At 57.9% G+C, this 23,829-nt stretch carries 22 protein-coding genes; 19 read left to right on the top strand and 3 right to left on the bottom strand.

Annotated elements, in window-relative coordinates; genetic code table 11:
- The first annotated feature begins 96 nt into the window (after positions 1–96).
- Complete coding sequence (locus AC0TOF_RS06235) at positions 97–888, top strand: tetratricopeptide repeat protein (RefSeq protein ID WP_122000159.1); 792 nt, start codon at positions 97–99, stop codon at positions 886–888.
- Between the two features lie 47 nt (positions 889–935).
- Here the strand turns inward: AC0TOF_RS06235 and xth are convergent, their stop codons facing one another.
- The gene (gene xth, locus AC0TOF_RS06230) at positions 936–1,718 is read right to left on the bottom strand and encodes an exodeoxyribonuclease III (protein WP_473767568.1); all 783 of its coding nucleotides are present in this window, start codon (positions 1,716–1,718) and stop codon (positions 936–938) included.
- 173 nt (positions 1,719–1,891) lie between these two features.
- Here xth and AC0TOF_RS06225 point away from each other — a divergent pair, with 173 nt between their 5' ends.
- A complete protein-coding gene (locus AC0TOF_RS06225) occupies positions 1,892–2,599 on the top strand; it encodes a tellurite resistance TerB family protein (protein ID WP_122000161.1) in 708 nt (235 codons plus the stop codon).
- Positions 2,600–2,672: 73 nt separating this feature from the next.
- On the opposite strand, the gene erpA is transcribed toward AC0TOF_RS06225, so the two are convergent.
- Positions 2,673–2,999, bottom strand: coding sequence for an iron-sulfur cluster insertion protein ErpA (gene erpA, locus AC0TOF_RS06220; protein WP_112587952.1), 327 nt, complete (start codon positions 2,997–2,999; stop codon positions 2,673–2,675).
- A 178-nt stretch (positions 3,000–3,177) separates the two neighbouring features.
- Between erpA and AC0TOF_RS06215 the strand changes: the two genes are divergently transcribed.
- The 13 genes from AC0TOF_RS06215 (at position 3,178) to dipM (ending at position 18,717) form a co-directional block, all read left to right on the top strand.
- Positions 3,178–4,386: a deoxyguanosinetriphosphate triphosphohydrolase gene (locus tag AC0TOF_RS06215; protein WP_473767567.1), complete on the top strand. Its 1,209-nt coding sequence runs from the start codon at positions 3,178–3,180 to the stop codon at positions 4,384–4,386.
- A 252-nt stretch (positions 4,387–4,638) separates the two neighbouring features.
- Positions 4,639–6,396 (top strand): arginine--tRNA ligase, encoded by a 1,758-nt coding sequence (argS, locus tag AC0TOF_RS06210; RefSeq protein WP_122000163.1) that lies wholly within the window; start codon positions 4,639–4,641, stop codon positions 6,394–6,396.
- Positions 6,397–6,709: 313 nt separating this feature from the next.
- Entirely contained in the window at positions 6,710–9,664 is a 2,955-nt protein-coding gene (locus tag AC0TOF_RS06205) for an SPOR domain-containing protein (RefSeq protein WP_473767566.1), read from the top strand.
- Between the two features lie 138 nt (positions 9,665–9,802).
- A complete protein-coding gene (gene nagZ, locus AC0TOF_RS06200; protein ID WP_473767565.1) occupies positions 9,803–10,822 on the top strand; it encodes a beta-N-acetylhexosaminidase in 1,020 nt (339 codons plus the stop codon).
- A 73-nt stretch (positions 10,823–10,895) separates the two neighbouring features.
- Complete coding sequence (locus AC0TOF_RS06195; RefSeq protein ID WP_122000166.1) at positions 10,896–11,747, top strand: segregation and condensation protein A; 852 nt, start codon at positions 10,896–10,898, stop codon at positions 11,745–11,747.
- Positions 11,740–12,468, top strand: a complete 729-nt coding sequence (gene scpB / locus AC0TOF_RS06190) for an SMC-Scp complex subunit ScpB (protein WP_473767564.1) — start codon at positions 11,740–11,742, stop codon at positions 12,466–12,468. The genes AC0TOF_RS06195 and scpB overlap by 8 nt, the downstream gene beginning before the upstream one ends.
- A 143-nt stretch (positions 12,469–12,611) precedes the next feature.
- Entirely contained in the window at positions 12,612–12,830 is a 219-nt protein-coding gene (locus tag AC0TOF_RS06185) for a twin-arginine translocase TatA/TatE family subunit (RefSeq protein ID WP_121982592.1), read from the top strand.
- 149 nt (positions 12,831–12,979) lie between these two features.
- On the top strand, positions 12,980–13,570 hold the full coding sequence (gene tatB, locus AC0TOF_RS06180; RefSeq protein ID WP_473767563.1) for a Sec-independent protein translocase protein TatB: 591 nt from the start codon (positions 12,980–12,982) through the stop codon (positions 13,568–13,570).
- Positions 13,567–14,391 (top strand): twin-arginine translocase subunit TatC, encoded by an 825-nt coding sequence (gene tatC, locus AC0TOF_RS06175; RefSeq protein ID WP_122000168.1) that lies wholly within the window; start codon positions 13,567–13,569, stop codon positions 14,389–14,391. The genes tatB and tatC overlap by 4 nt, the downstream gene beginning before the upstream one ends.
- A gap of 75 nt (positions 14,392–14,466) precedes the next feature.
- Positions 14,467–15,750, top strand: coding sequence for a serine--tRNA ligase (gene serS, locus AC0TOF_RS06170; protein WP_473767562.1), 1,284 nt, complete (start codon positions 14,467–14,469; stop codon positions 15,748–15,750).
- A 33-nt stretch (positions 15,751–15,783) separates the two neighbouring features.
- Complete coding sequence (gene surE, locus AC0TOF_RS06165; protein ID WP_473767561.1) at positions 15,784–16,551, top strand: 5'/3'-nucleotidase SurE; 768 nt, start codon at positions 15,784–15,786, stop codon at positions 16,549–16,551.
- Positions 16,548–17,216 (top strand): protein-L-isoaspartate(D-aspartate) O-methyltransferase, encoded by a 669-nt coding sequence (locus AC0TOF_RS06160; protein ID WP_122000170.1) that lies wholly within the window; start codon positions 16,548–16,550, stop codon positions 17,214–17,216. Before surE ends, AC0TOF_RS06160 begins: the two co-directional genes overlap by 4 nt.
- 181 nt (positions 17,217–17,397) lie before the next feature.
- Positions 17,398–18,717: a cell division endopeptidase DipM gene (dipM, locus tag AC0TOF_RS06155; protein ID WP_122000171.1), complete on the top strand. Its 1,320-nt coding sequence runs from the start codon at positions 17,398–17,400 to the stop codon at positions 18,715–18,717.
- 72 nt (positions 18,718–18,789) lie between these two features.
- On the opposite strand, the gene AC0TOF_RS06150 is transcribed toward dipM, so the two are convergent.
- The gene (locus AC0TOF_RS06150) at positions 18,790–19,653 is read right to left on the bottom strand and encodes an ATP-binding protein (RefSeq protein ID WP_473767560.1); all 864 of its coding nucleotides are present in this window, start codon (positions 19,651–19,653) and stop codon (positions 18,790–18,792) included.
- A 159-nt stretch (positions 19,654–19,812) separates the two neighbouring features.
- On the opposite strand from AC0TOF_RS06150, the gene yajC reads away from it, so the two are divergent.
- The 4 genes from yajC (at position 19,813) to AC0TOF_RS06130 (ending at position 23,824) form a co-directional block, all read left to right on the top strand.
- Positions 19,813–20,154, top strand: coding sequence for a preprotein translocase subunit YajC (yajC, locus tag AC0TOF_RS06145; RefSeq protein ID WP_006466672.1), 342 nt, complete (start codon positions 19,813–19,815; stop codon positions 20,152–20,154).
- 162 nt (positions 20,155–20,316) lie between these two features.
- On the top strand, positions 20,317–22,593 hold the full coding sequence (gene secDF, locus AC0TOF_RS06140; protein ID WP_473767559.1) for a protein translocase subunit SecDF: 2,277 nt from the start codon (positions 20,317–20,319) through the stop codon (positions 22,591–22,593).
- A gap of 2 nt (positions 22,594–22,595) precedes the next feature.
- Positions 22,596–22,985 (top strand): Mth938-like domain-containing protein, encoded by a 390-nt coding sequence (locus AC0TOF_RS06135; RefSeq protein ID WP_473767558.1) that lies wholly within the window; start codon positions 22,596–22,598, stop codon positions 22,983–22,985.
- A 5-nt stretch (positions 22,986–22,990) separates the two neighbouring features.
- Complete coding sequence (locus AC0TOF_RS06130) at positions 22,991–23,824, top strand: phytoene/squalene synthase family protein (protein WP_473767557.1); 834 nt, start codon at positions 22,991–22,993, stop codon at positions 23,822–23,824.
- Positions 23,825–23,829: the final 5 nt, after the last annotated feature.

Raw genomic sequence — 23,829 nt, 5'->3', positions numbered from 1 at the left:
TTTCGGCCAAGATCGGGTCTCAGTCTTGACGAAAACAGCGTGCATTCTGTCCTCTATGAATGTTTCCTCCACTGTGTGTGAAAGACCAGCGTTGTGATGCGTATCCGCAGTTTTTCATATAGCGCCCTTGCCATGGCTCTCGGCTTCGCCATTGCCTGTAACAGCGCCTTTGCTTTCGACCTCAATGACGATTCAGAAAAGTCGAGAAGCCCGTTTGAACTCTTCAAGTTCGGTTTCTCCGCATACAAGAACGGTCATAAGGACGAGGCGATCAAGGCGCTGCGTTATGCTGCGGATCGTGGTCATCAGGGCGCGAAGTGGAAACTGGCCCGCATGTATGCCGACGGTGACGGCGTGCCTGAGAACGACTACGAAGCCTACAAGATTTTTGAAAAGATCGTTCGCGAAGGTTCGGAGCCGGGGTCGGAAAACGACTCCTATGTGGCTGATGCCCTCGTGGCGCTTGCGGGTTATGTAAAGCGCGGCATTCCGGGCTCGCCGGTCAATGCCAATCCGAGCATGGCGCGCAATCTCTATGTGCAGGCCGCTTCGAATTTCGGTGATTCCGCCGCTCAGTTCGAACTTGGAAAAATGCTGCTGGACGGTGACGGCGGAGAACGCAATTCCGTTCAGGCCGCGCGCTGGTTCCAGCTTGCCGCCAAGAAAGGCAATGTTGGCGCACAGGCTATGCTGGGCAACATGCTGTTTCAGGCTGGCAAGACCGTCCGTGGCCTTGCCATGATGACCGCAGCTTTCGAACGCTGCCCGACGGAAGATTGCCCGTGGATACGCGATATGCAGGAGCAGGCGTTCTCCATCGCCGGTGAAGCGGATCGCCGTAACGCGATCGCTCTCTCCAGTGACTATGTCACGAAAGATGACTTCTGATCTTCTTCTGATTTATCGCGCCCGTCTGCACAGGGCGCAGCAGATCCTTAGATCGAAAGCGTTATCGTCACCGGCACATGGTCGGATGGCTTTTCCCAGGCGCGGACGTGCTTTTCCACATCACTCGCTATGAAGCGGTTGGCAGCTTCCGGCGACAGCATCAGGTGATCGATGCGAATGCCGTTGTTCTTCTGCCATGCACCGGCTTGATAATCCCAGAACGAGTAAATTCCGGCATCATCTGTTGATGCTCGAATGGCATCAGTAAAGCCCAGATTCTCCAGTCTCCGGAATGCCTGGCGTGATTGCGGCTGAAAGAGCGCATCGCCAACCCACTGGCCGGGGTTTCTGGCGTCCTCCGGTTCAGGAATGACGTTATAGTCACCGGCAAGCACGAGCGGCTCTTCAAGGGCGAGGCGGTCTTTGGCCCAAAGCTCCAACCGCTGCATCCAGGAAAGCTTGTATGGAAACTTCTCCGTGTCCACCGGATTGCCATTCGGCAGGTAAAGCGAAACGACACGGACGACGCCCTTGTCGGTCGAATAGACGCCCTCGATGAAGCGCGCCTGTTCATCGCTATCGTCGCCGGGAAGACCGCGATTGACCTCATCGGGTGATTTTTTCGACAGAAGCGCGACGCCGTTGAAGCCTTTCTGTCCATGTGTTTCCACATGATAGCCGAGCGCTTCGATCTCCAGCCGTGGAAACTGCTCATCGACCGATTTGATTTCCTGCAGGCAGGCAATATCGGGCGAGGACTCCTTCAGCCAATGCTGGAGGTTGTCGATACGGGCTTTGACGCCGTTGATGTTCCAGGTCGCGATTTTCATGCCGCTATGATTATGCGCTTGGGGATGCGAGGGCAAGCAGCGCGCAATCACGCATCACAGCTTTTCATCGGCTGCAATTTCAATTTCCGCTCATATTTCGGCACTGGACCCTTTGTATTGGCGGTTTTGCATTCCTATTTGCTCTGGACAGGAGCCAAACAGGAGATATTCGAATGTTCGACGCCAAGAAACTTCTCGAACAGTTTCTGGGATCACAAATACCAGGTACGTCGGGAAGCGTCCGCGACAAGGCCGGGCAGGTGACCGATCTGGCAAAGAAGAACCCGCTCGCGACCGGTGCCATTGCCGCCGCCATTCTTGGCACGAAGACGGGGCGCAAGCTCGCGGGCAATGTGGCAACTGTGGGAGGCATCGCGGCCATCGCCGGATTGGGGTATCTCGCCTACAAGAATTACAAATCCGGTCAGGCGCCGCAAACGGCGGAACAGCCGGTTGCCAAGGAGCCTGAACTTCTCCCGCCGCCTCCGGCCGATTCTCCGTTCCACCCGCAATCTCCAGCAATGAGCAACAGTTTTGCGCTGACGCTGGTGCAGGCGATGATTGCCGCAGCCAAGGCCGACGGCCATATCGATGACGCCGAGCGCGCCCGCATCATGGAGAAGGTGAAGATTTCCGGCCTCGACGATGAAGCGGAAGCATTTCTTGAGAAAGAGCTGGCCGAACCCGTCGATATCGCGGTTCTGGTTTCCGCCGCACAGACAGAGGAGCAGAAGGTCGAGCTTTATACGGCGTCACGTCTTGCCATAGACCCGGATAACCGGGCTGAACGCGGATATCTGGATATGCTGGCCGGTCGTCTCGGCCTGCCGGATGCTCTGGTAGACCATATCGAGGCGACTGTCGCTTCGGTCAAGGTTTGAGGCTGGCTAGCAGTCATGAAAAAAACCGGCTGCCTATCGACAGCCGGTTTCCAATTTCTCTTTCAAGCGCGGATCAGATGGCGAAGCTGGTTCCGCAGCCGCAGGATGAGGTGGCGTTCGGATTGCGTATCTGGAACGACTGCCCCATCAGGTCATCGACAAAATCGATTTCTGAACCGTCCATATAGGGAACCGAAATGGAATCGATCAGCACCTTGGCGCCGAGCTTTTCGATAACGATGTCGTCGTCGGTCTGCTCATCGACCAGATCGTACTTATAGGAGAAACCGGAACACCCGCCGCCTTCGACAGAAACGCGAAGGGCAGTCTTTCCCGGTTCCGATCCGAGAATCTTGGCGATCCGCTTTGCTGCGGAGTCTGAAACGGTAATGCCTGTCATCTGCCTTGTTCCGTTTGCAAATGCGAATATCGAACTGGACTATTTCTCCAGATTTCCGATAGCCGCATACTTGCCTTCATGATTAGCTGATAGCTATGAACGCGAATAGCGGAAGTCAATGTCTGTACCGGGTTCGCACCGGTTTGTGTAATCATATTACAGTGAGGGATGCATCGCAATGTCGCTGGAAGGAATAGGCTTCGGTTATCGCGAACGCGCGCCCTATGCCTGTGATCCTGCGCGGAGCCGTGGTCGTCTGGTGCCGGAGCCGGAGAGCCCGACCCGCACGCCATTCCAACGGGATCGCGACCGGATCATCCATTCCACCGCCTTTCGCCGCCTGAAGCACAAGACGCAGGTTTTCATCGCGCATGAGGGCGATCATTACCGGACCCGGCTCACGCACACGATAGAGGTCGCCCAGATTGCGCGCGCTTTGGCTCGCGCATTGCGGCTCGATGAAGATCTGGCCGAAGCAGTGGCGCTCGTCCACGATTTCGGCCACACGCCCTTCGGCCATACCGGCGAGGAGGCGCTCAACGAACGCATGAAAGCCTACGGCGGCTTCGATCACAATGCACAGTCGCTCCGAATCGTGACCAAGCTTGAGCATCGCTATGCCGATTTCGATGGCCTTAATCTTTCATGGGAAACGCTGGAAGGACTGGTCAAGCACAATGGCCCCCTGCTGGGCGCGTATGCGACACATCCGGATATCCCAGTTCCGTTGCCGATTCTCGATTTCAACGAACGCTATGATCTGGAATTGACGCGCTTTGCCAGTCTGGAAGCGCAATGCGCGGCCATTGCCGACGATATCGCCTATAACGCCCATGATATCGATGACGGTCTGCGGGCAGGGCTGCTAAGCCTTGATGCGCTGGATGAGGTGCCGTTGACGAAACGCCTGCTCGATCTGGTGCGGACGCGCTATCCCGATCTCGATCCTGTTCGCACCGGGCATGAACTCGTGCGCAGGCAAATCACCATCATGGTGGAAGATGTGATTGAGGAAGCTCAACGTCGCCTGGCCGTGGCAAAGCCGCAAAGCGTGGAGGACGTGCATGGTCAATCGGGCCCGCTGGTGGCGTTTTCCGATACCATGAGAACGGATGAGAAGGTGCTGAAGCGGTTTCTGTTCAAGAACCTCTATTTCCACGACAGCGTCGTGGTGCGCCGGCATGCGGCCGACAAGATATTACAGGACCTTTTTGATACCTGTTTCGCCGATCCGTCGCACATGCCGCCAGAGTGGCAGTCGGGCTGCGAGAGGCTGGATGAGGCGGCACGGGCGCGGCGGGTTGCCGACTATCTTGCCGGGATGACTGACAATTATGCCGTGCGAGAACACCGACGATTGTTTGACCGCACACCCGATTTAGCTTAATCGGGGCCAAACGAAGCGGCAATTCCGGCAGACTGGTCGGGTTCCGTAGGAAATTTAAAGCATTTCCAGCAAAAGTGCGAAGCGGTTTTGCGTCGGACAATGCGGGAAAACAAAGCATTTCCAGCAAAAGTGCGAAGCGGTTTTGCGTCGGACAATGCGAGAAAACAAAGCATTTCCAGCAAAAGTGCGAAGCGGTTTTGCGTTGGATAATGCGAGAAAACCAAGCCCGGCGTAAGCCTGACAGGACAGACCATGAATATCTTTGCAGATTTCGACGCACGTATCAAAAAGACGTTGCAAGATATTGATCTGAAACCGAAAGATGGTGGCGAACTTGATCTTTCGCGCATCGGTGTCGAGCCGCCGCGAGACGCTTCCCATGGCGATATTGCAACCAATGCTGCAATGGTGCTCTCCAAGGCTGTCGGTCAGAACCCGCGTGAACTTGCCAGCCGCATCGCTGAAGCTCTTGCCTCGGATGAGGATGTAGAAACCGTCGATGTTGCCGGTCCGGGCTTCATCAATCTGCGTCTCAAGGCTACCTACTGGCAGCGCGAACTCGCGGCGATGTTGAACGAAGGGACGGATTTCGGTCGCTCCACGCTCGGGTCCGGAACGAAGGTCAATGTCGAATATGTTTCGGCAAACCCCACCGGCCCGATGCATGTCGGCCATTGCCGTGGCGCGGTCGTGGGCGACGTTCTCGCCAATCTGCTGAAATTTGCGGGCTATGATGTGGTCAAGGAATACTACATCAACGATGCGGGTGCGCAGATCGATGTGCTGGCGCGGTCGGTCATGGTGCGTTACCGTGAAGCGCTTGGCGAAAACATCGGCGAAATCCCGTCAGGCCTTTATCCGGGCGACTATCTCGTTCCGGTCGGTCAGGAACTTGCAAAGGAATTCGGCACGAAGCTTCTGGAAATGCCGGAAGCCGAAGCGCTCGCTCTGGTGAAGGATCGTACGATCGATGCCATGATGGCGATGATCCGCGCCGATCTTGATGCGCTCAACGTGCACCATGATGTGTTCTTCTCCGAGCGCAAGCTGCATGTCGACCACGCCCGGGCGATTCGCAATGCAATCAACGACCTGACGCTCAAGGGCCATGTCTACAAGGGCAAGCTGCCGCCGCCGAAGGGTCAGCTTCCCGAGGACTGGGAAGATCGCGAGCAGACCCTGTTCCGTTCGACCGAAGTGGGCGACGATATCGACCGTCCGCTGATGAAATCCGATGGCGCTTTCACTTACTTTGCGGGCGACGTTGCCTATTTCAAGGACAAGTACGACCGCGGTTTCAACGAGATGATCTATGTGCTGGGCGCCGACCACGGCGGTTACGTCAAGCGTCTGGAGGCGGTCGCAAGGGCTGTTTCCGACGGCAAGGCGAAGCTCACGGTGCTGCTCTGCCAGCTGGTCAAGCTTTTCCGCGACGGCGAGCCTGTGCGCATGTCGAAGCGGGCAGGCGAGTTCATCACGCTGCGCGACGTGGTTGATGAAGTGGGCCGCGATCCGGTGCGTTTCATGATGCTTTACCGGAAGAACGACGCGCCGCTGGACTTCGATTTTGCCAAGGTGACGGAACAGTCGAAGGACAATCCGGTCTTCTACGTGCAATATGCTTCCGCGCGTTGCCATTCGGTTTTCCGCCAGGCTGCGGACCAGCTTGGCCTGGCCGATCTCGACCGGGTTGGCATGGCCGCGCATTTCGACAAGCTGACCGATGAGAGCGAAATCGCGCTCGTTCGTAAGCTCGCGGAATATCCGCGTCTGATCGAGGCCGCCGCCATTCATCAGGAGCCGCATAGGCTTGCTTTCTATCTCTATGACCTCGCCAGCACGTTCCATTCGCAATGGAATAGAGGCACAGAGAACCCGGACTTACGTTTTATTAAGGTTAACGATCCAGACTTGTCGCTAGCCAGGCTAGGGCTGGTACAGGTTGTTTCCGATGTTCTGACCTCCGGATTGACGATAATCGGTGCGGATGCTCCAACGGAAATGCGCTAGAGTATAGTTTGAAAGGTGCAGACCTTTTGAGACGGATTATACTCGAAGAATGGTCTCCGCAGTTTACGGACCGCGCTGTGCGGTTCGAGATGATCTCGGAGATCAGGCGGCTGTCACAAAGCTTTTCAGGTCGAAAGACTTATTGAAGGCAAAAGTTGGCAAGTCGAACGGTTGGAAGGCCATAATGAACGCAAGTCATTGGTCTTCCTTCTGGCGCAGGAAACTTCCGTCAACTTTTGCCCACATTGCCTCGCTAAAAAAGCAATGTATGGAGACGTCTTGCGGCGTCCAGGGTTTGAGTTAGGAACACGCTATGACGGACAGCAGTGCAAATCCCCGTAATTACGGCGAGCGTCCGTTGCACGAAGACGACCCGCTGATGGAACTGTCGCGGATCATGGACTTCGGCACGCCTGCTGATGATAACGTCGCTTGGAATGAGCGCCGCCCCACTCAGTTCGGGAATACTCATTTTGAGGACCGAACCGATCCCGGCTTCGATCCCTCTCTGGATTTGGAACGCGAGCTGCTGGGCGACTTCAGCGATTATTCTCAGCCTGCGGAACAGTCACAGTTCGCCACGCCGGCGCACGATGATTCCTATCAGTCTGGCGAACCTCTGATGCATGAGGAAGAACTTGCTTCTGCGCTGGAAGACGAGTTCGATCTTCAAATGGAAGTGGATGAGCGGGCTCCCGCGATGGAAGCGGCTTCGTTCGAAACGCCTTCGTTCGAAACGCCTTCATTCGAAACGCTTGAGTTCGAAGAGGCCGACCGCACCGAGCCTGTGCCGCAATTCGACTACGATGACTACTCGGTGGCGCGTGATTCGGACGACAGGGAGCAGTCTGTCTACGTTCGACGGGAAACTGTCGAGCCGATTCATATCGATCAGGCGAATTACGACCCGACGATCTATCAGCCTGCCATAGAGCCGCATGAAGAGGCTTACCGGCCTGTGCACACTCAGGACTGGAATGTTCAGGCTGTCGAGCCCGAGCAGCCTTCATATGCTGCTGTTTCCACGCCGGTCTCGCTTGAGGATGAACTGGAAAACCTCTTGTTCGGCGACGAGCCCAAGCCGGTCTCTCATGACGAGACGTACTTCTCGCATGTTGCGCCGACGGAAACGCCAAATGCCCATCACGATGCGGTTCCGGTGCAGAATTCCAGCTATCAGGATGAGCCGGAACTGGACGATCTTCATTTCGATGATTTGCAGCTTGATGAACCCGCTTACAGTGAGCCTCAGGCCGCCGCTCCTCTCGCACAGGCGCAGGCTTACGCGCCGCAGGCCGTTCCTGCCGGATATCCTTACTACACGCGGAGCAATTTCTCTTCCGGCGTTCCGGGGCAGGACACGCTGGCGACCACGCCGCAGGCTGATTATCCGTCCGCAGCCCCTTCTCTGGATGACGAAGACGATTTCTCCTTCGACGACGACTTTTCGTTCGACGTCGAGGAAGCAGCAACGGCGGTTGCTGCCGAAGGTACCGAGGATGATCTTTCGGAACTTGATGAGATCAGTCTGTCGGAGGACGATTTCGGTTTCGAGCCATCCGGTGATGTTTCAAACGTTCAGGACGAAAACGCTTTCATCGAAGATGATTTCTTCACCGAAGAAGATCTTGATCTGAACCCGGAGCCTGAAGAAGAAACAACCGCTTATGCGCATGCTGTGCGTTCGGACGATGACTACCGGTCTTCCCCGGTTCCATTCCCGTCGTTCGGTAGCATCCATTCCGCTCCTGTCAGCGCGCCCGCGCCTGAGGTGGAAACCTTGAGCGTGGCTGAAGAAAAGGTCGAGCAGACCCATTCTCTCGATCTGCCGGAAATCAATTACGGCGAAGAGGAAGCCAACGCCGGATTGACCGATCTCGAAGCGGAATTTGCCGAGGTTTTCAACACCGTCGGCGTTGACGAAACTGCGAAGACAGACGCGCAGAGCGAAGCTGACAGGGCTTTTGAAGATATTTTCCGCGAAAGCGCGTCCAGCTATCTGCCGAACTCCGGCGCGAGCCTCGGTGCCGCTGTGGGTGCCGCCGCGGCTGCGGGCAGCTATGGCCGCTCGCAGGCGACCGCTCAGGCTCCGGTGCAGAACAATACCTCCAGCCAGCCGGGCAATGAGGACGATTTCTACAACCATTGGGCGGCGCAGGGTGCGCAGCCGCTCGAAGCTGGTGACTATGGCGAGCGCGCCGCGATGCAGGTGGAAGATGACCTTGGCAGCGCTGCCGAGGCCTATCGCAATCGCCCGGTTCGTGGCCGTCGCGGCCTTATCCTGGCAAGCGTGGCTGGTGTGGCCGTGCTGTTGGGCGGGATCGGCTATCACTTCCTCGGCGGTAGCGGGTCCGGTGAACCGGTCGTGATTCGCGCCGACAATCAGCCGATCAAGATGCAGCCGGAAAATCCCGGCGGCGTCACGGTGCCGAACCAGGACAAGGCTGTTTATGACCGCGTTGCCGGTACGCTGCCGAACAATCCGGAACAAAAATCGCTGATCACGTCCGGCGAAGAGCCGGTGGATATTTCCGGCACGGATGACAGCGAGAATATGGCGGGCAATGTGCCTGACGAACAATCGGTGGCAAACAATGCTCCGGTCGAGAATCAGAACGCCGACCACAACGCGCCATTGGTTCAGCCGCGCGAAGTGGAAACCATGATCGTGCGGCCGGATGGCTCTATCGTCCAGCCGTCTCCGGCTCCGGAGGAAACTGCCTCGCAGTTGCCGCCGGTAAACGCTGCGCCTCCCGCTGCAACAGCGCCTGCGGGTGGCGATGAAATCGCCGCGCTTGCAGCAGGCAATGCGCCAGCAGAACCGGCTGCGCAAACACCGGCTCCGCAGCCACAGCCTGCGGCGGAAGCGCCGCGTCTTCCCGTCCGTGCTCCGGTGGTGCCGTCGCGCCCCGCCGAACAGCCGGTCAACATCGTCGGCAACGTGCCGCAGCGCACGCAGGCTCCGGCTGCTGCCAACCCGGCTCCCGCACAGGCCGCGCCGCAGGTTGCATCGGCGGCAGGAGCAGGCGGTTACTTCATCCAGATCGCTTCGCAGCCATCTGCTGAACTGGCCCAGAAGTCCTATGCGAACATGGCCCAGAAGTTTGGCAGCGTGATCGGCGGTCGCAGTGTGGACATCAAGCGCGCCGACATTCCGGGCAAGGGCACTTACTATCGTGTCCGCGTTCAGGGCGGCTCCAAGGAAGATGCGTCGGCGCTTTGCGCACGGCTCAAGTCCGCTGGCGGCAGCTGCTTCGTCACGCAGTGATTGACGACACACTGAGTATCGAAAGGGCGGCTTCGGTCGCCCTTTTTCATGGTCCACTACCAAGCTCTGTTTTTTTCGGTTAAACCGGGACGGGCTTGTTTGAGTACAGCATTTCCAGACAATTTTGGGGAAGAGCGCATGAAAGACTGCAAGGCATGGATTGCCGGTGTGTCGGGAACGAAACTGACGGAAGACGAAATCGCGTTTTTCCGTGATGAAAGGCCCTGGGGCTTCATTCTTTTCGCGCGAAATGTCGAAAGTCTGGAACAGGTTTCCGAATTGACGGCGCATATGCGTGACTTGACAGGGCGGGACCAGACACCTGTTTTCATCGATCAGGAAGGTGGCCGCGTGCAGCGCCTGCGCCCGCCGCTCGTCCCGAACTATCCCTCGGCCTCGGAAGTCGGCGCGATCTATGCGCGTGATCGCGAGGCAGGGCTACGCGCTGCATGGCTTCACGCTCGCCTCCATGCATTCGATTTGCTGAAGGTCGGCGTCAATGTGGATTGCCTGCCGGTGCTGGACGTGCCTGTGGAGGGCGCGCATGACGTCATCGGCGCACGAGCCTATTCCAAGAATCCGCATGCGGTTGCCGAAATGGGCCGAGCCGCTGCCGAAGGCTTGCTTGCCGGTGGTTTGCTGCCGGTTGTCAAGCATATGCCGGGGCATGGCCGTGCCTTTGCCGACACGCACAAGGAACTGGCGCGTGTCACCGTTCCGCTGAATGAACTGGTCGCGCATGATTTCGTGCCGTTCAAGGCGCTCAACGATCTGCCGATGGCTATGACGGCTCACGTCGTTTTTGATTGCATCGATCCACAGCGCCCATCGACATTGTCGCCGACCGTCATCAACACCATCATTCGCGATGTCATCCAGTTCGATGGGCTCGTGATGAGCGACGACATTTCCATGAAGGCGCTCTCGGGCAGCCTTGGCGACATTGCAGACGGCATTATCGGTGCCGGTTGCGATATGGTTCTCTATTGCGCAGGCGTGATGGAAGAATTGAAGGAAGTTGCAGCGCGTGTGCCGGTTCTTGAAGGCAAGGCAAAGCGTCGCGCTGATCTGGCAGAAGTCTATGCAGGCGATCCCGATCTTTCCGATGAGGAAGAACTGCGTGCAGAATTCAGCGCCATGTTCGAACTGATAGCGTAATCGCCAAAACTTGGTAAACTGACATCACCGGCGGGCTGGTCTGCCGGTGAATGCCATCGACAGGGAAACGGGCTTGGCAGCATCGGGAGCAGACACAGACGGCAAAGACGGCACGCTCGTGCCGATGGATGCGCTGTGGCAGAGCGAAACCGAACGCAGCGAAAGCGAGCCGTCGCTTCTCATCGACGTGCAGGGGTTTGAAGGGCCGCTGGATCTTCTGCTCCATCTTGCACGGAGCCAGCGCGTCGATCTTGCCCGCATCTCCGTTCTGGCGCTCGCAGAGCAATATCTCGTGTTCGTGGAGCAGGCGCGCGCCTTGCGCCTTGAACTTGCGGCCGACTATCTGGTGATGGCGGCATGGCTTGCCTATCTCAAGTCGAAACTGCTGATCCCGAAGCAGCAGGGCGATGACGGCGCGACCGGTGAAGAACTGGCAGCTTCGCTGCATTATCGCTTGAAGCGACTGGAAGCCATGCGCGACGCCGCTGCGAAGCTCGTCAACCGCAACCGGCTGGGACGGGATGTCTTTGCGCGCGGCATGCCGGAAATGGTCATGGTGGACAGGACCAGCCAGTTTTCCGGTACGCTGTACGACCTTCTCACAGCCTATGCTTCCCAGCGACAGCGTCAGGCCGTTTCTCAGGTGCAGATCGCCAAGCGGGCTGTCTGGTCGCTGAAAGAAGCGCGGGTGGCGCTTGTGCGCTTGATGGGGTCGGTTGGCGACTGGATTTCTCTGGATCGTTTCCTGATCGATTACGCGCTTTCGCCGCGCGAGAGAGCGTCAGCACTCGCCAGTTCCTTCGCCGCCAGCCTCGAACTCGTGCGCGAGGGCAAGCTGGAAGTCAGGCAAAACGCTCCTTTCGAGCCGATCTATATTCGGGCGACAGGGGATATCAGCGAATTGGATGAGGACGAGGATGTCTGAAGCGGAACGTCGAAATCTGGCTGAAATCGATAGCGACGAGGATCAGATGGAAGCGCAAGATTCTGTTTCGTCGCAGGGCCTTGCCGATCTTGCGCGCATCGTCGAGGCCATTGTCTTTGCGTCCTCCGAGCCGGTTTCCGAACGGGCATTGGCGGAACGCCTGCCTGCCAATGTCGACGTTGCACCGGTTTTGAAGCATTTGCAGAAAATATATGAAACGCGCGGCGTGCATCTTGTTCAGGTTGGCAGCGCATGGGCGTTTCGTACCGCGCCTGATCTCGCCTTTCTCATGAGCCGCGAAGCCGTGCAGCAGCGCAAGCTCTCACGCGCTGCGATGGAAGTGCTGGCCATCATTGCCTATCATCAGCCCGTCACGCGCGCCGAACTGGAAGATATTCGCGGTGTCGAGACCTCGAAGGGTACGCTGGACGTTCTGATGGAGACCGGCTGGATCAAATTGCGCGGGCGTCGCCGCACGCCCGGACGCCCGGTAACCTATGGAACGACGGATGCGTTTCTCGACCATTTTGGTCTTCCGGAGATCCGCGATCTGCCCGGATTGGAAGAGCTGCGCGGGGCAGGGCTTCTTTCTGCGCGCATGCCGTCGAGTTTCTCCGTTCCCGTGCCGAACATTGACCCGGATGAATTGACGGAAGACGAAGAGCCGCTCGAAGATATCGATCTGGAAAGCCTTGGCTTGCTCGCCCCACGCGGTGAATAGTCCCGGTCTGGGCTTTGCGGCCAATTTTATTTGTCGCAAAGTCGTTCACCGTCACACTTCTGTTTGAAAGATTTGTTGAAAGCGCTTAAATCGTAACTGGCATTGCAGGAACATGCCGCGCTTGCGGCAATGAGAGGAATAAAATGGGTAGCTTTTCCATCTGGCACTGGCTGATCGTCCTGGCGGTTGTGCTTCTTCTGTTTGGCCGCGGCAAGATTCCCGAGCTGATGGGTGACGTTGCCAAGGGCATCAAGAACTTCAAGCAGGGCATGAACGACGACGATGCGAAGGATGATGCGCGCACGATCGACGCCAAGGCTGACGAGACGGTCAACGACGTCAAGAAAACCACCAAGTCCTGATCTGGAGCATGTTTCCCGAAAATGGGAAGCGCTTTAACGGATAAAGCATGCTGCGGGCGGGACAGCGCGCAGCATATTTTGCCATTTACAAGTGCGGTTTTCCGCCGAAAGACGGGACGCGCGCGCGAATTGCGCGGGGTATCAAGAATATGTTCGACATCGGTTGGTCTGAACTTCTGATTATTGCGATCGTGATGATCGTAGTGGTCGGTCCCAAGGATTTGCCGAAGATGCTGCGCGCATTCGGTAAGGCGACCGCGCGCATGCGCGCGACCGCCAACGAGTTCAAGCAGCAGTTCGACGAAGCCTTGAAAGAGGCTGAGCTTGACGATGTAAAGACCATCATCGACGAGACCCGCAAGCTCGACCCGCGTTCGAAGATCACGCAGGTGTTCGATCCGATTCGAAGCGCGGGCGAGGATTTGCGTGCTGGCCTTCAGTCCACGTCCTCCATGTCGCCGGCGACGCCTGAAAAAGTAGCCGAAGTGACCACGCCGGTTGATGCTGGCGGCACTCCGGTGCCGCCTGCTGCGGAGCCTGCCGTAGAACCGGCCCCGGCTCCTAAAAAGCCTGCTCGCAAGGCTGCGCCGAAGGCAGAGAATAAGGCGACCGATGCCAAGGCAGCGCCGGTTGCCAAGCCAACTTCCAGAAAGTCGGCATCAACGAAATCGGAAACTGCAAAGGCTGCTGCCACGGCACCTGCCAAAAAGACCACGAAGAAGACAGGAACCAAAGCGTGACACGCGACGAGGACGAAATCGAACAGAGCGCAGCGCCTCTGCTTGAACACCTGATCGAACTGCGCCGCCGCCTGATCTGGGCAATTCTGGCATTTTTCGTGGCATTTGTTTTCTGTTTCGCTTTCGCCAAACAGCTGTTCAACCTGCTTGTCGTGCCATATCAGTGGGCGCTAGACTGGGCGGGCATGGATCGCTCGAAGGCAGAACTGATCTATACTGCGCCGCAGGAATTTTTCTTCACGCAGGTGAAGGTGGCCATGTTCGGCGGCATCGTGCTGGCATTTCCCATCATTGCCGCGCAGATTTACAAATTCGTGGCACCTGGCCTCTACAAGCATGAACGCATGGCGTTCCTGCCATTCCTGATCGCTTCGCCGATCCTGTTTTTGATGGGCGGCGCGCTCGTTTATTTCTTCTTCACGCCAATGGTGATGTGGTTCTTCCTCGCCATGCAGCAGACCGGCGGCAGCGGTGAAGTGCAGATTTCCCTCCTGCCGAAAGTATCGGAATATCTGAGCCTCATCATGACGCTCATCTTTGCGTTTGGCCTGGTCTTCCAGCTGCCGGTGGTCACGAGCCTGATGGCGCGTGTCGGGCTGGTGACCTCGGCGGGCCTCAAGGACAAGCGCAAATACGCAATCGTCATCGCTTTCATCGTGGCTGCCGTGCTGACGCCGCCTGATCCGGCGAGCCAGATCGGCCTTGCCTTGCCGACGATCCTTCTCTACGAGATTTCAATCATCGTGGCTCGCATGATCGAGAAGAAGCGGGATGAGGCGCAGGCAAGCACCGACGCTGAAAATAACGCTTCATCATCCTGATTTGTCACGTTAATTCCGTAAGGTCGCAGGTTGTGCGGCCTTGCTTCTGTTCAATTTCACGAAACGGCTTTTCCCATGCTCGACATCAAATGGATACGCGAAAACCCTGAAACCCTCGACAAAGCGCTCGCCAAGCGTGGGGCTCAGTCGCTGTCGTCCGAACTGATGGCGCTGGACGAAAAACGCCGCGAATATGTCGGCAAGGTTCAGGCCGCGCAGGAGCGCCGCAACGCCGCCTCGAAGGAAATCGGCAAGGCCATGGCTGCGAAGGATGCAGCAACGGCTGACAGGCTGAAGGCGGAAGTTGCCGAGTTGAAGGATTTTCTTGCTCAGGCCGAAGACGAAGAACGCCGCCTGACCAAGGAACTGAACGACGCGCTGTCGTCCATCCCCAATATTCCGCTCGAAGATGTGCCGCTCGGCAAGGACGAAAGCGACAATGTCGAAATCCGCCGCATCGGCAATCAGCGCAACTTCGCTTTCCAGCCGAAGGAACATTTCGAGCTGGGCGAGGCGCTCGGCTACATGGATTTCGAACGTGCGGCCAAGCTCGCAGGTTCGCGCTTCACGGTGCTGAAAGGGCCGCTTGCGCGTCTGGAACGCGCGCTCGGTCAGTTCATGCTCGATCTCCATACGACAGAGCACGGCTACACCGAAACAATGCCGCCGCTGATGGTGCGCGACGAAGCTGTCTATGGAACCGGTCAGCTGCCGAAATTCTCGGAAGACCTTTTCCGTACCACGGATGGCCGCTGGCTCATTCCAACTGCCGAAGTGCCGCTGACCAATCTCGTCGCCGACGAAATCGTCGACGCGAAGTCGCTTCCGCAGCGTTATACGGCACTGACGCCGTGCTTCCGCTCGGAAGCGGGCTCCGCCGGTCGCGACACGCGAGGCATGCTGCGTCAGCACCAGTTCCTGAAAGTGGAAATGGTGTCGATTACCGATGCCGACAGCTCGATCGAAGAACATGAGCGTATGACTGCCTGCGCCGAGGAAGTGCTGAAGCGCCTCGGTCTGCCGTTCCGCACCGTCGTGCTCTGCACCGGCGACATGGGCTTCGGCGCGCAGAAGACTTACGACATCGAAGTGTGGCTGCCGGGCCAGAACACCTATCGCGAAATTTCCAGCTGCTCGGTCTGCGGTGATTTCCAGGGTCGTCGCATGAATGCCCGCTATCGTCCGGAAGGCGAGAAATCGACCCGTTTCGTGCACACGCTGAACGGTTCCGGTGTCGCCGTCGGCCGTGCCCTTATCGCCGTGATGGAAAATTATCAGGAAGAAGACGGCAGCATTCATATTCCTGAAGCATTGCAGCCATACATGGGCGGCCTCACGCGGATCGAGAAAGCTGCGTGAATCAGAATCATTGATAGATGAAGGAGTGATGACGTGCGAATTCTGCTGACGAACGATGATGGTATCCACGCTGAAGGCCTCGCAGTTCTGGAGCGGATCGCACGCAAACTCTCCGACGATGTCTGGGTGGTCGCTCCCGAAACCGATCAGAGCGGCCTCGCGCATTCGCTGACGCTGTCAGAACCGCTTCGCCTTCGCCAGATTGACGAACGTCATTTTGCCTTGCGCGGCACGCCGACCGATTGCGTCATCATGGGTGTGCGCCACGTGCTGCCGGGCGCGCCCGATCTGGTTCTCTCCGGCGTCAATTCCGGGGCCAACATGGCCGACGACGTGACCTATTCGGGCACCGTTGCCGGTGCAATGGAAGGGACCTTGCTGGGTGTGCGAGCCATCGCGCTGTCGCAGGAATACGAATATGAAGGCGACCGCCGTATCGTGCCGTGGGAAACGGCGGAAGCCCACGCGCCGGACCTTATCAAGAAGCTGATGGAGGCTGGCTGGCCGGAAGGGGTTCTTCTGAACCTGAATTTCCCGAACTGCGGCCCGGAGGAAGTGCAGGGCGTGCGCGTCACGGCACAGGGCAAGCTTAGCCATGATGCGCGCCTCGACGAGCGCCGCGACGGACGCGGCTTCCCTTATTTCTGGCTACACTTCGGTCGCGGCAAGGCGCCTGTCGCCGATGACAGCGACATTGCGGCCATTCGTTCCGACTGCATTTCGGTAACCCCGTTGCACCTTGATCTGACCGCGCATAAGGTTCGGGCAGAATTGAGCGTAGCACTTGGGGTTGAAGCATGAGGCAGGCAGCGTCTGAGCGCCCACGGCTTTCGGACAGGGAAGGATTTGCATCCTTCGTCATGCGGATGCGCGGATACGGTATTGACGATCCGCGCCTCTTCGCAGCCATTGAGGCCACGCCCCGCCAGAGTTTTCTCGCGTCCGCATGGTCTCATCTCGCCTATAGCCCCCGCACTGCGCCGCTCGACTGCGGTGAATACATGGAGGGCATTGATGAACAGGCCCGCGCCATCGCCGCGCTGAAATTGGAGCCCGGTCATCGGGTGCTGGAAATCGGAACAGGCTCCGGCTTTACGGCGGCCGTCATGTCTACGCTTGCCGGTCGCGTCACGACTGTCGAGCGCTATCGCAAGCTTTGCGATCATGCCTTGCAGCAATTCGTGTCGCTGAAGCGTGAAAACATCATGGTCAAGCATGCCGACGGTCGTCATGGAATGCCGGGCGGCCCGTTCGACCGCATCCTGATCTGGCTCGCCTTCGATGAAGTGCCGCGTCATTTCGTCGATCTTCTGGCGACGCATGGCGTGTTGATTGCCCCCATCGGTCCGGGCGATGGCCCGCAGGTCATGACGCGCGTCGCCAAGGTTGGCAGCCGATTCGAGCAGGAGGACCTGATGGCGGTCCGCTACCAGCCCTTCATCGAAGGTGTCTCGTCGGTTCTGTGACGGCAGCCTATTGATTCGTCAAAAAGAAGGCTCTTTGGCTCTTTCCGGCCTCGCCGGGGAGGGCTTTTCGGCGGCTTTGTGCGCTTATGGTATTTAATTGGTGAATCTTTTTTCGAAGATTGGCCCTTCTTAACCAGAGAGTAACATTAACGCGTTTTAATCACCTTACTGAGTTTCGAGTATGGGCGAGTTGAACATGCGTTTACAAATTTTGCAGCACACGTCTGAACGTCTCCTGCGGAATGTCGCGATCGTTCTGATTGCCGGTTTTGGTGCCGGGTGCAGTGCCGATACGATGCGCTTCACTGATGGTATCAGTACGGGCTCTACGTCCAGTCAGCGTGTCGCACAGCAGCCGGCTGGCGATCTTTATGCATCCGCGGCTCCTGTGGCTCCCGCTTCCAGCGGTTCGGTCCAGCGTAATTCACTGCCGCCGGTGTCCTCCGCGCCGATGGCGGCACCGGTCGCCGCAGCGCGTCAGTCCGTTCAGGCTCCGGTTGCAGCGGCATCCAATCACATCCAGAACCAGGTTGGTCAGGCACAGGATATGGCCGCAAACCGTGTGAACAACACGGTCAATGCAGCCGAAACCAAGGTTGCCAGCGCCGCCACCGCTACGCGCAATACCGTGAATGGCGCGCAGGAAAAGGTTCTGGGTCAGCTTCCGGCGACTCCGGCTGTTCCACGGCCAACGGACAATAATATCGCGGTCGTACCGCAGGCGCCTGCCGTCAACGGCAAGAAGCCTTCGGCAACCGACATGGCCTCGGCGGGGGCAAATGCTACCACGCCGCCAGCGCCGAACGGCACCTACACGGTTAAGAGCGGCGATTCACTCTTCTCCATCGCGCAGAAGCACAATGTGCCTGTCGAGCAGTTGAAGAAGGCCAACGGACTGTCGAACGGCGCTATCCGCGTCGGACAGGCGCTTGTCATTCCTTCTGCCGCAGCTGGCAATGCAACGCAGGTTGCCGCAGTTTCGCAGCCGCCGGAAAACCCCGCCAAGACAGCGTCCGCCCCAGCCGCCAACGCCGATGTGAAGCCTTACACGCCGCCCCAGGCGAGCAACAAGGTGATCGAGGATGCCGAAAAGGATCAGGCGGCAGCGCCTTCCTCGACCGGCATTTCGCAGATGCGCTGGCCAGTGCGTGGCCGCATTCTCGCAAGCTTCGGCCAGCGTGACGGCACTTCGGTAAGCGACGGCATCGACATCATGGTTCCGGAAGGCACCTCGGTGAAGGCCGCTGAAAATGGCGTCGTCATCTATGCCGGTGACGGCCTCAAGGAGTTCGGCCAGACGGTTCTGATCCGTCACGACAACGGCCTCGTTACCGTTTACGGTCACAACAGCCAGATACTGGTTCAGCGTGGACAGAAAGTCCGTCGCGGCGAAGAAGTCGCAAAGTCGGGCATGAGCGGCAACGCGAAATCTCCGAAGCTGCACTTTGAGGTGCGTAAGAATTCCGCGCCGGTCAATCCTTCCAAATATCTGGAATCCTGATCGGAACGTGACACAACAAAAAAAGGCGGACCCCAAAGTCCGCCTTTCTCTTTTATGCGTTGTTCAAGCGTTTTACATGGCAATGCCGAGGCGACCCGCCAGATCCTGTATATATTGCCATGCAACACGGCCGGAGCGGTTTCCACGCGTTGTGGACCATTCCAGTGCTTCCGCATGCATCTTGGCAGGATCGTATGCCAGCTTGAAATAGGCCGCATAGCCGTCAACCATGGCGAGATAATCGTCCTGGCTACATTTATGGAAACCGAGCCAGAGACCAAAACGGTCTGACAGCGAAACCTTTTCCTCAATGGCCTCCGAAGGATTGATCGCCGTCGAGCGCTCATTGTCGATCATGTCGCGCGGCATGAGATGGCGTCGGTTCGACGTTGCATAGAAAATCACATTGCCGGGACGGCCTTCAACACCGCCTTCGAGCGCCGCCTTGAGCGATTTGTAGGACGTATCGTCGTGATCGAAGGATAGGTCATCGCAAAACAGGATGAAGCGATAGTCCGTATCCTTGATGAGATTCATCAATGTCGGAAGGCTATCAATGTCCTCGCGATGAATTTCGATCAGCTTGAGTGGGGTACGTTCCGGCATTTCCGCATTGACGCTTGCCTGCGCAGCTTTGACGAGCGAGGATTTTCCCATGCCACGTGCGCCCCAGAGCAGCACATTGTTGGCCGGAAATCCTTTTGCGAAGCGCCGGGTATTGTCCACAAGCTGGTCACGTACCAAATCTACGCCACGGATCAGATCGATATCCACTCGGTTAACACGCTTCACCGGATCCAGGGTCAGTCGTTCGGGAGCCCAGACAAAGCAGTCTGCGGCATCAAGATCGGGTGTTTTGGCTTCTGGCGGCGCAATGCGTTCCAGAGCGGCGATCAAACGGTCCAGTTTCTGGCTGAGTATGTCTTCGGTCGTCATTTCATGCCCCTGATGATAGGGGTAATGGCTTAACATGCCACAGCGGAGGCGAAAAGTGTGCGACCTTGGCGCAGGCGGGGTCATCGCCGGTTGCATTTGGCGCGCTAACCATTGTAATGCCGTTAATAATTTGTCTTCGAGACTTCAGAGGAGTTCCTAATGTTCGTAACACCGGCTTTCGCTCAAGCATCCGGCGGCGCTGCTGGACCAGACATGCTCATGAGCATTCTGCCGTTCATCCTGATCTTCGTGATCATGTACTTCCTCATCATCCGCCCGCAGCGGACCCAGATGAAGAAGCGTCAGGAAATGCTATCGCAGGTTCGTCGCGGCGATACGGTCGTCACCGGCGGCGGCATTGTCGGCAAGGTCCAGAAGGTCGTTGACGACAACGAACTGGAAGTCGAAATCGCTGAAGGCGTGCGCATCCGCGTCATGCGCAGCACGCTGATGGATGTTCGCGTCAAGGGCGAACCTGTCGCCGACAACAAGAACAAGTAGTTCTTTTTACGACACGCAGGCCCCGGTAAGATTTCCATAACCGGGGCCTGTGCAGTATTCGGCAAGCGCCAAATAGGAGGCGCGTGCCACGACGCCGGAGAGCGGTTCGCAACAGGTGAACTCCGGCATGCTCTATCCAAGCCGATACGGAATTGCTGCTCCATGCTCTATTTTTCACGCTGGAAATCTGCCCTGATCTGGCTCGCGGTTCTCGTGAGTTTCGTCATCGCATCCCCCAACTTTTTCTCGCGTGAAACGCTGGCAAAGCTGCCAAATTTCCTGCCGAAACAGCAGATCGCCCTTGGGCTTGATCTCTCCGGCGGCTCGCGCCTGGTCCTGCAAGTGCAAAATCCCGGAAGAGGGGGCCTTGAGCGCACAGCTGACATCATGCGCCAGCGCCTTGAAGAACTGGGTTATGGCAAGCCTCTGGTCGAAGCGGAAAACCGCAATCAGATTCGGGTTGAAGTTCCCGGCGTTTATGACGCGCAGCTTCTGAAGGACATTCTCAGCGTTCGCGGCAATTTCTCTTTCCGTGCGGTCGACAGCACCATGGGGCCGGACGATGCCATTCGTGGAACGCCGCCTGCGGACAGTGAAGTTATCTATTCTTATGACGACCCGCCAGTCGGTTACCTCGTGAAGAAGGAGCCGATCCTGACCGGCGCAAATGTGACAGACGCAAAGGCGACGCTTTCGGATGACGATAGCGAACCCGTCATCACGCTCACGCTGGACGATGCGGGTCGCAAGAACCTTGCCGAGGCAACGTCGCATCTGGTTGGCGGAAGCTTTGCCATCGTCGTTGACAACCAGATCGTTTCCGCGCCCGCCGTCGATGAGAAGCTCGATACCAACGAGTTGCAGATTTCAGGTGCTTTCGATCTTCAGGCCGCCAACAACATGGCGGTGGTATTGCGCTCCGGCGCGCTGCCACAGAATGTCACGGTTCTGGAAGAACGCACGATAGCATCGGCTCTGGGCGAGGACTATGCCAGCGCCGCCGCACTGGCCGCCTTGCTTGCTGCATTGCTCGTCGGCCTGTTCATGGTCTTGTCCTACGGTATCCTCGGTGTGATCGCCATGGTCGCACTGGCCGGCAACATCATCATCCTGACGGCAATATTGTCACTGATCGGCGCGTCGATCAGTCTGGCCAGCATTGCGGGTCTGGTGTTGACCATAGGTCTGGCTGTTGACGCCCACATCCTGATTTACGAACGTGTGCGCGAAGATCGCCGCAAGGGCTATTCCGTCGTTCAGGCGATGGAATCCGGCTTTTATCGCGCCCTTTCGACCATTATCGACGCGAACCTCACCACGCTTATTGCAGCGCTCGTTCTGTTCCTGCTCGGATCGGGAACGGTTCACGGCTTTGCGCTGACGGTGGCGGTCGGTATCGGTACGACGCTTTTCACCACGCTTACTTTCACCCGCCTGCTGATCGCGCAGTGGGTGCGCACGGCCAAGCCCAAGGAAGTGCCGAAGCGTCGCCTGAAACTGGTCCCGACGGTGACGCACATTCCGTTCATGCGCCTCCAGTTTGTGACGCTGGGTATCTCGGTGCTGGCCTGTGCCATCGTCGTCGCCCTGTTCGTCAATATCGGCTTCAACTACGGCATTGATTTCCGCGGCGGCTCGATGGTCGAACTGCAGGCGCGCAGCGGCGACGCCAATCTTGAAGACATCACCGAACGGCTTGCCGAACTCAACATCGACAGCGCTCGTGTACTGCCGGCAAAGTCACCGCGCTCCGCCCTTGTCATTATCGGAAGCCAGGAAGTCGGCGACGATGCGGAACAGACCGTCGCGGTGAAACTGCGCGGGGAGTTCGAGCAGGATTACGCGTTCCAGCGGGTCGAAGTGGTCGGACCGACGGTTTCGGAGCAGCTTTCGCGGGCTGGCATTCTGGCAGTGATCCTGTCGCTGATCGGCATCTTCATTTATGTCTGGGTTCGGTTCCGCTGGCAGCTCGCGCTTGGCGCGGTGTTGTCGACCTTGCACGACGTCATCATTCTTGCGGGCATGTTCATTGTATTCCGCATGGAATTCAATCTGTGGAGCGTTGCCGCAATTCTCACGATCATCGGCTATTCGCTCAACGATACGGTGGTGATCTATGACCGTGTGCGCGAAAATCTGCGGGTCTATAAAAGCGCGCCTCTGCCTGCCATCATCGATGCCTCGATCAATCAGACCCTGTCGCGGACTCTGCCGACATCCTTCGTGACGTTCCTCGCCCATATGCCGCTTTATGCGTTTGGCGGCACGGAAATCCGTATGTTTGCTCTGGCGCTCAGCGTCGGCATTATTGTTGCGACCTATTCGTCGATCTTCATCGCGGCTCCGTTGCTGGTTCAGTTCGGGCTCAAACCGCGCGGGCCGCAAGAAGGTGACGCGATGGATGACGAACTGGCGCAATCGCTGAATTTGGAAAGCTGACAATGGCCCATGGGATAGAGATAAGAGAGGCCCATTTTCCGGGTCGTGCGCCCATTGATGCCTATGGCAATGGGGGCTTCCGCTTTGCGGAAATGTCGCATCGCGGTTCTGTCCTTTGCCTGCCGTCGGGCATTCATGGCTGGGAACCCGCAACGCCGCCGATACTGGCCAAGGCTGACCTCAAGATGATCCTTGAACAGGCATCGGATATTGAAATTCTGCTGGTGGGCACGGGCATGGATCTGCGCCGTATCCCTGAAGATGTGCGCGCCATCCTGCGCGAACACGGCATTTCATCCGATCCCATGAGCACGGGTGCGGCGGTCCGCACCTATAATGTGCTTCTGGCTGAAGATCGCGCGGTTGCAGCGGCGCTGATTGCTGTAGATTGACTACCATGAACGAGAATGAGGCACATTGCCTGGCATTGCTTCGCGAAGCGGACCGGGACCGCTATCTTTCAGTGCTTTACGCACCGGAGGATCGTCGCGGCGGTCTGGCGGCATTATACGCATTCAATGCCGAGATCGCGCGCATCCGCGATCTGGTCCACGAACCGCTGCCGGGCGAGGTGCGCCTGCAATGGTGGCGCGATCTCATCAACGGCGAAGCAAGAGGCAGTGCAGAAGCGCATCCTGTCGCCGCAGCGCTGATCGCCACCATTGAAAAATATGAGCTGCCGCGTGCGGCCTTCGACAATTACTGCGAAGCGCGCATTTTCGATCTCTATGACGACCCGATGCCGAGCCGCAATGATCTGGAAGGTTATTGCGGGGAAACCGCGTCGGCGATCATTCAGCTAGCCGGTTTTATACTCGACAGGGAAGCCGCGCAGGCACAAACCGAGATAACAGGCCATGCGGGAGTAGCGCAGGCCGTGACCGGTTTGCTTCGCCTGATGCCCATTCATCGGCGGCGTGGGCAACTCTATGTTCCGGCAGACATGTTGCAGGCGGTCGGTGTGACGCGCGAAACCTTGCTCGCCGGGGAAGACAAAGCGGCCACCGAACGCGTCATCAGCATCATGCTGGCTTTCGCGCGGGAACATCTGGCGATTTTCGAGAAGAACAGGTCGCAACTGCCGAAGAGCCTTGCTCCGGCGTTTCTGTCCTTGGCGCTTGTCCCGGCCTATCTGCGAGCAATCGAGCGCCTCGGCACGCAGGCCACCGAGAAGATCGCGGACATATCCGCGATCCGAAAGCAATGGCTCATGTTCAGAGCCAACTTCTGAGCGGC

This window comes from Ochrobactrum sp. PL_is501, assembly GCF_055816895.1.
Note: the sequence above shows the minus strand (reverse complement) of the source record. Positions and strands in the feature narration are given on the sequence as shown.

Bases quoted from the DNA above. Each gene is read 5' to 3' on its own strand.
- AC0TOF_RS06235 (WP_122000159.1), top strand. From the start codon at position 97: ATGCGTATCCGCAGTTTTTCATATAGCGCCCTTGCCATGGCTCTCGGC.
- dipM (WP_122000171.1), top strand. From the start codon at position 17,398: ATGGGCGAGTTGAACATGCGTTTACAAATTTTGCAGCACACGTCTGAA.
- AC0TOF_RS06160 (WP_122000170.1), top strand. From the start codon at position 16,548: ATGAGGCAGGCAGCGTCTGAGCGCCCACGGCTTTCGGACAGGGAAGGA.
- AC0TOF_RS06215 (WP_473767567.1), top strand. From the start codon at position 3,178: ATGTCGCTGGAAGGAATAGGCTTCGGTTATCGCGAACGCGCGCCCTAT.
- argS (WP_122000163.1), top strand. From the start codon at position 4,639: ATGAATATCTTTGCAGATTTCGACGCACGTATCAAAAAGACGTTGCAA.
- AC0TOF_RS06150 (WP_473767560.1), bottom strand. From the start codon at position 19,653: ATGACGACCGAAGACATACTCAGCCAGAAACTGGACCGTTTGATCGCC.
- erpA (WP_112587952.1), bottom strand. From the start codon at position 2,999: ATGACAGGCATTACCGTTTCAGACTCCGCAGCAAAGCGGATCGCCAAG.
- AC0TOF_RS06225 (WP_122000161.1), top strand. From the start codon at position 1,892: ATGTTCGACGCCAAGAAACTTCTCGAACAGTTTCTGGGATCACAAATA.
- tatB (WP_473767563.1), top strand. From the start codon at position 12,980: ATGTTCGACATCGGTTGGTCTGAACTTCTGATTATTGCGATCGTGATG.
- AC0TOF_RS06205 (WP_473767566.1), top strand. From the start codon at position 6,710: ATGACGGACAGCAGTGCAAATCCCCGTAATTACGGCGAGCGTCCGTTG.
- scpB (WP_473767564.1), top strand. From the start codon at position 11,740: ATGTCTGAAGCGGAACGTCGAAATCTGGCTGAAATCGATAGCGACGAG.
- AC0TOF_RS06130 (WP_473767557.1), top strand. From the start codon at position 22,991: ATGAACGAGAATGAGGCACATTGCCTGGCATTGCTTCGCGAAGCGGAC.
- secDF (WP_473767559.1), top strand. From the start codon at position 20,317: ATGCTCTATTTTTCACGCTGGAAATCTGCCCTGATCTGGCTCGCGGTT.
- xth (WP_473767568.1), bottom strand. From the start codon at position 1,718: ATGAAAATCGCGACCTGGAACATCAACGGCGTCAAAGCCCGTATCGAC.
- yajC (WP_006466672.1), top strand. From the start codon at position 19,813: ATGTTCGTAACACCGGCTTTCGCTCAAGCATCCGGCGGCGCTGCTGGA.
- AC0TOF_RS06185 (WP_121982592.1), top strand. From the start codon at position 12,612: ATGGGTAGCTTTTCCATCTGGCACTGGCTGATCGTCCTGGCGGTTGTG.
- AC0TOF_RS06135 (WP_473767558.1), top strand. From the start codon at position 22,596: ATGGCCCATGGGATAGAGATAAGAGAGGCCCATTTTCCGGGTCGTGCG.
- nagZ (WP_473767565.1), top strand. From the start codon at position 9,803: ATGAAAGACTGCAAGGCATGGATTGCCGGTGTGTCGGGAACGAAACTG.
- serS (WP_473767562.1), top strand. From the start codon at position 14,467: ATGCTCGACATCAAATGGATACGCGAAAACCCTGAAACCCTCGACAAA.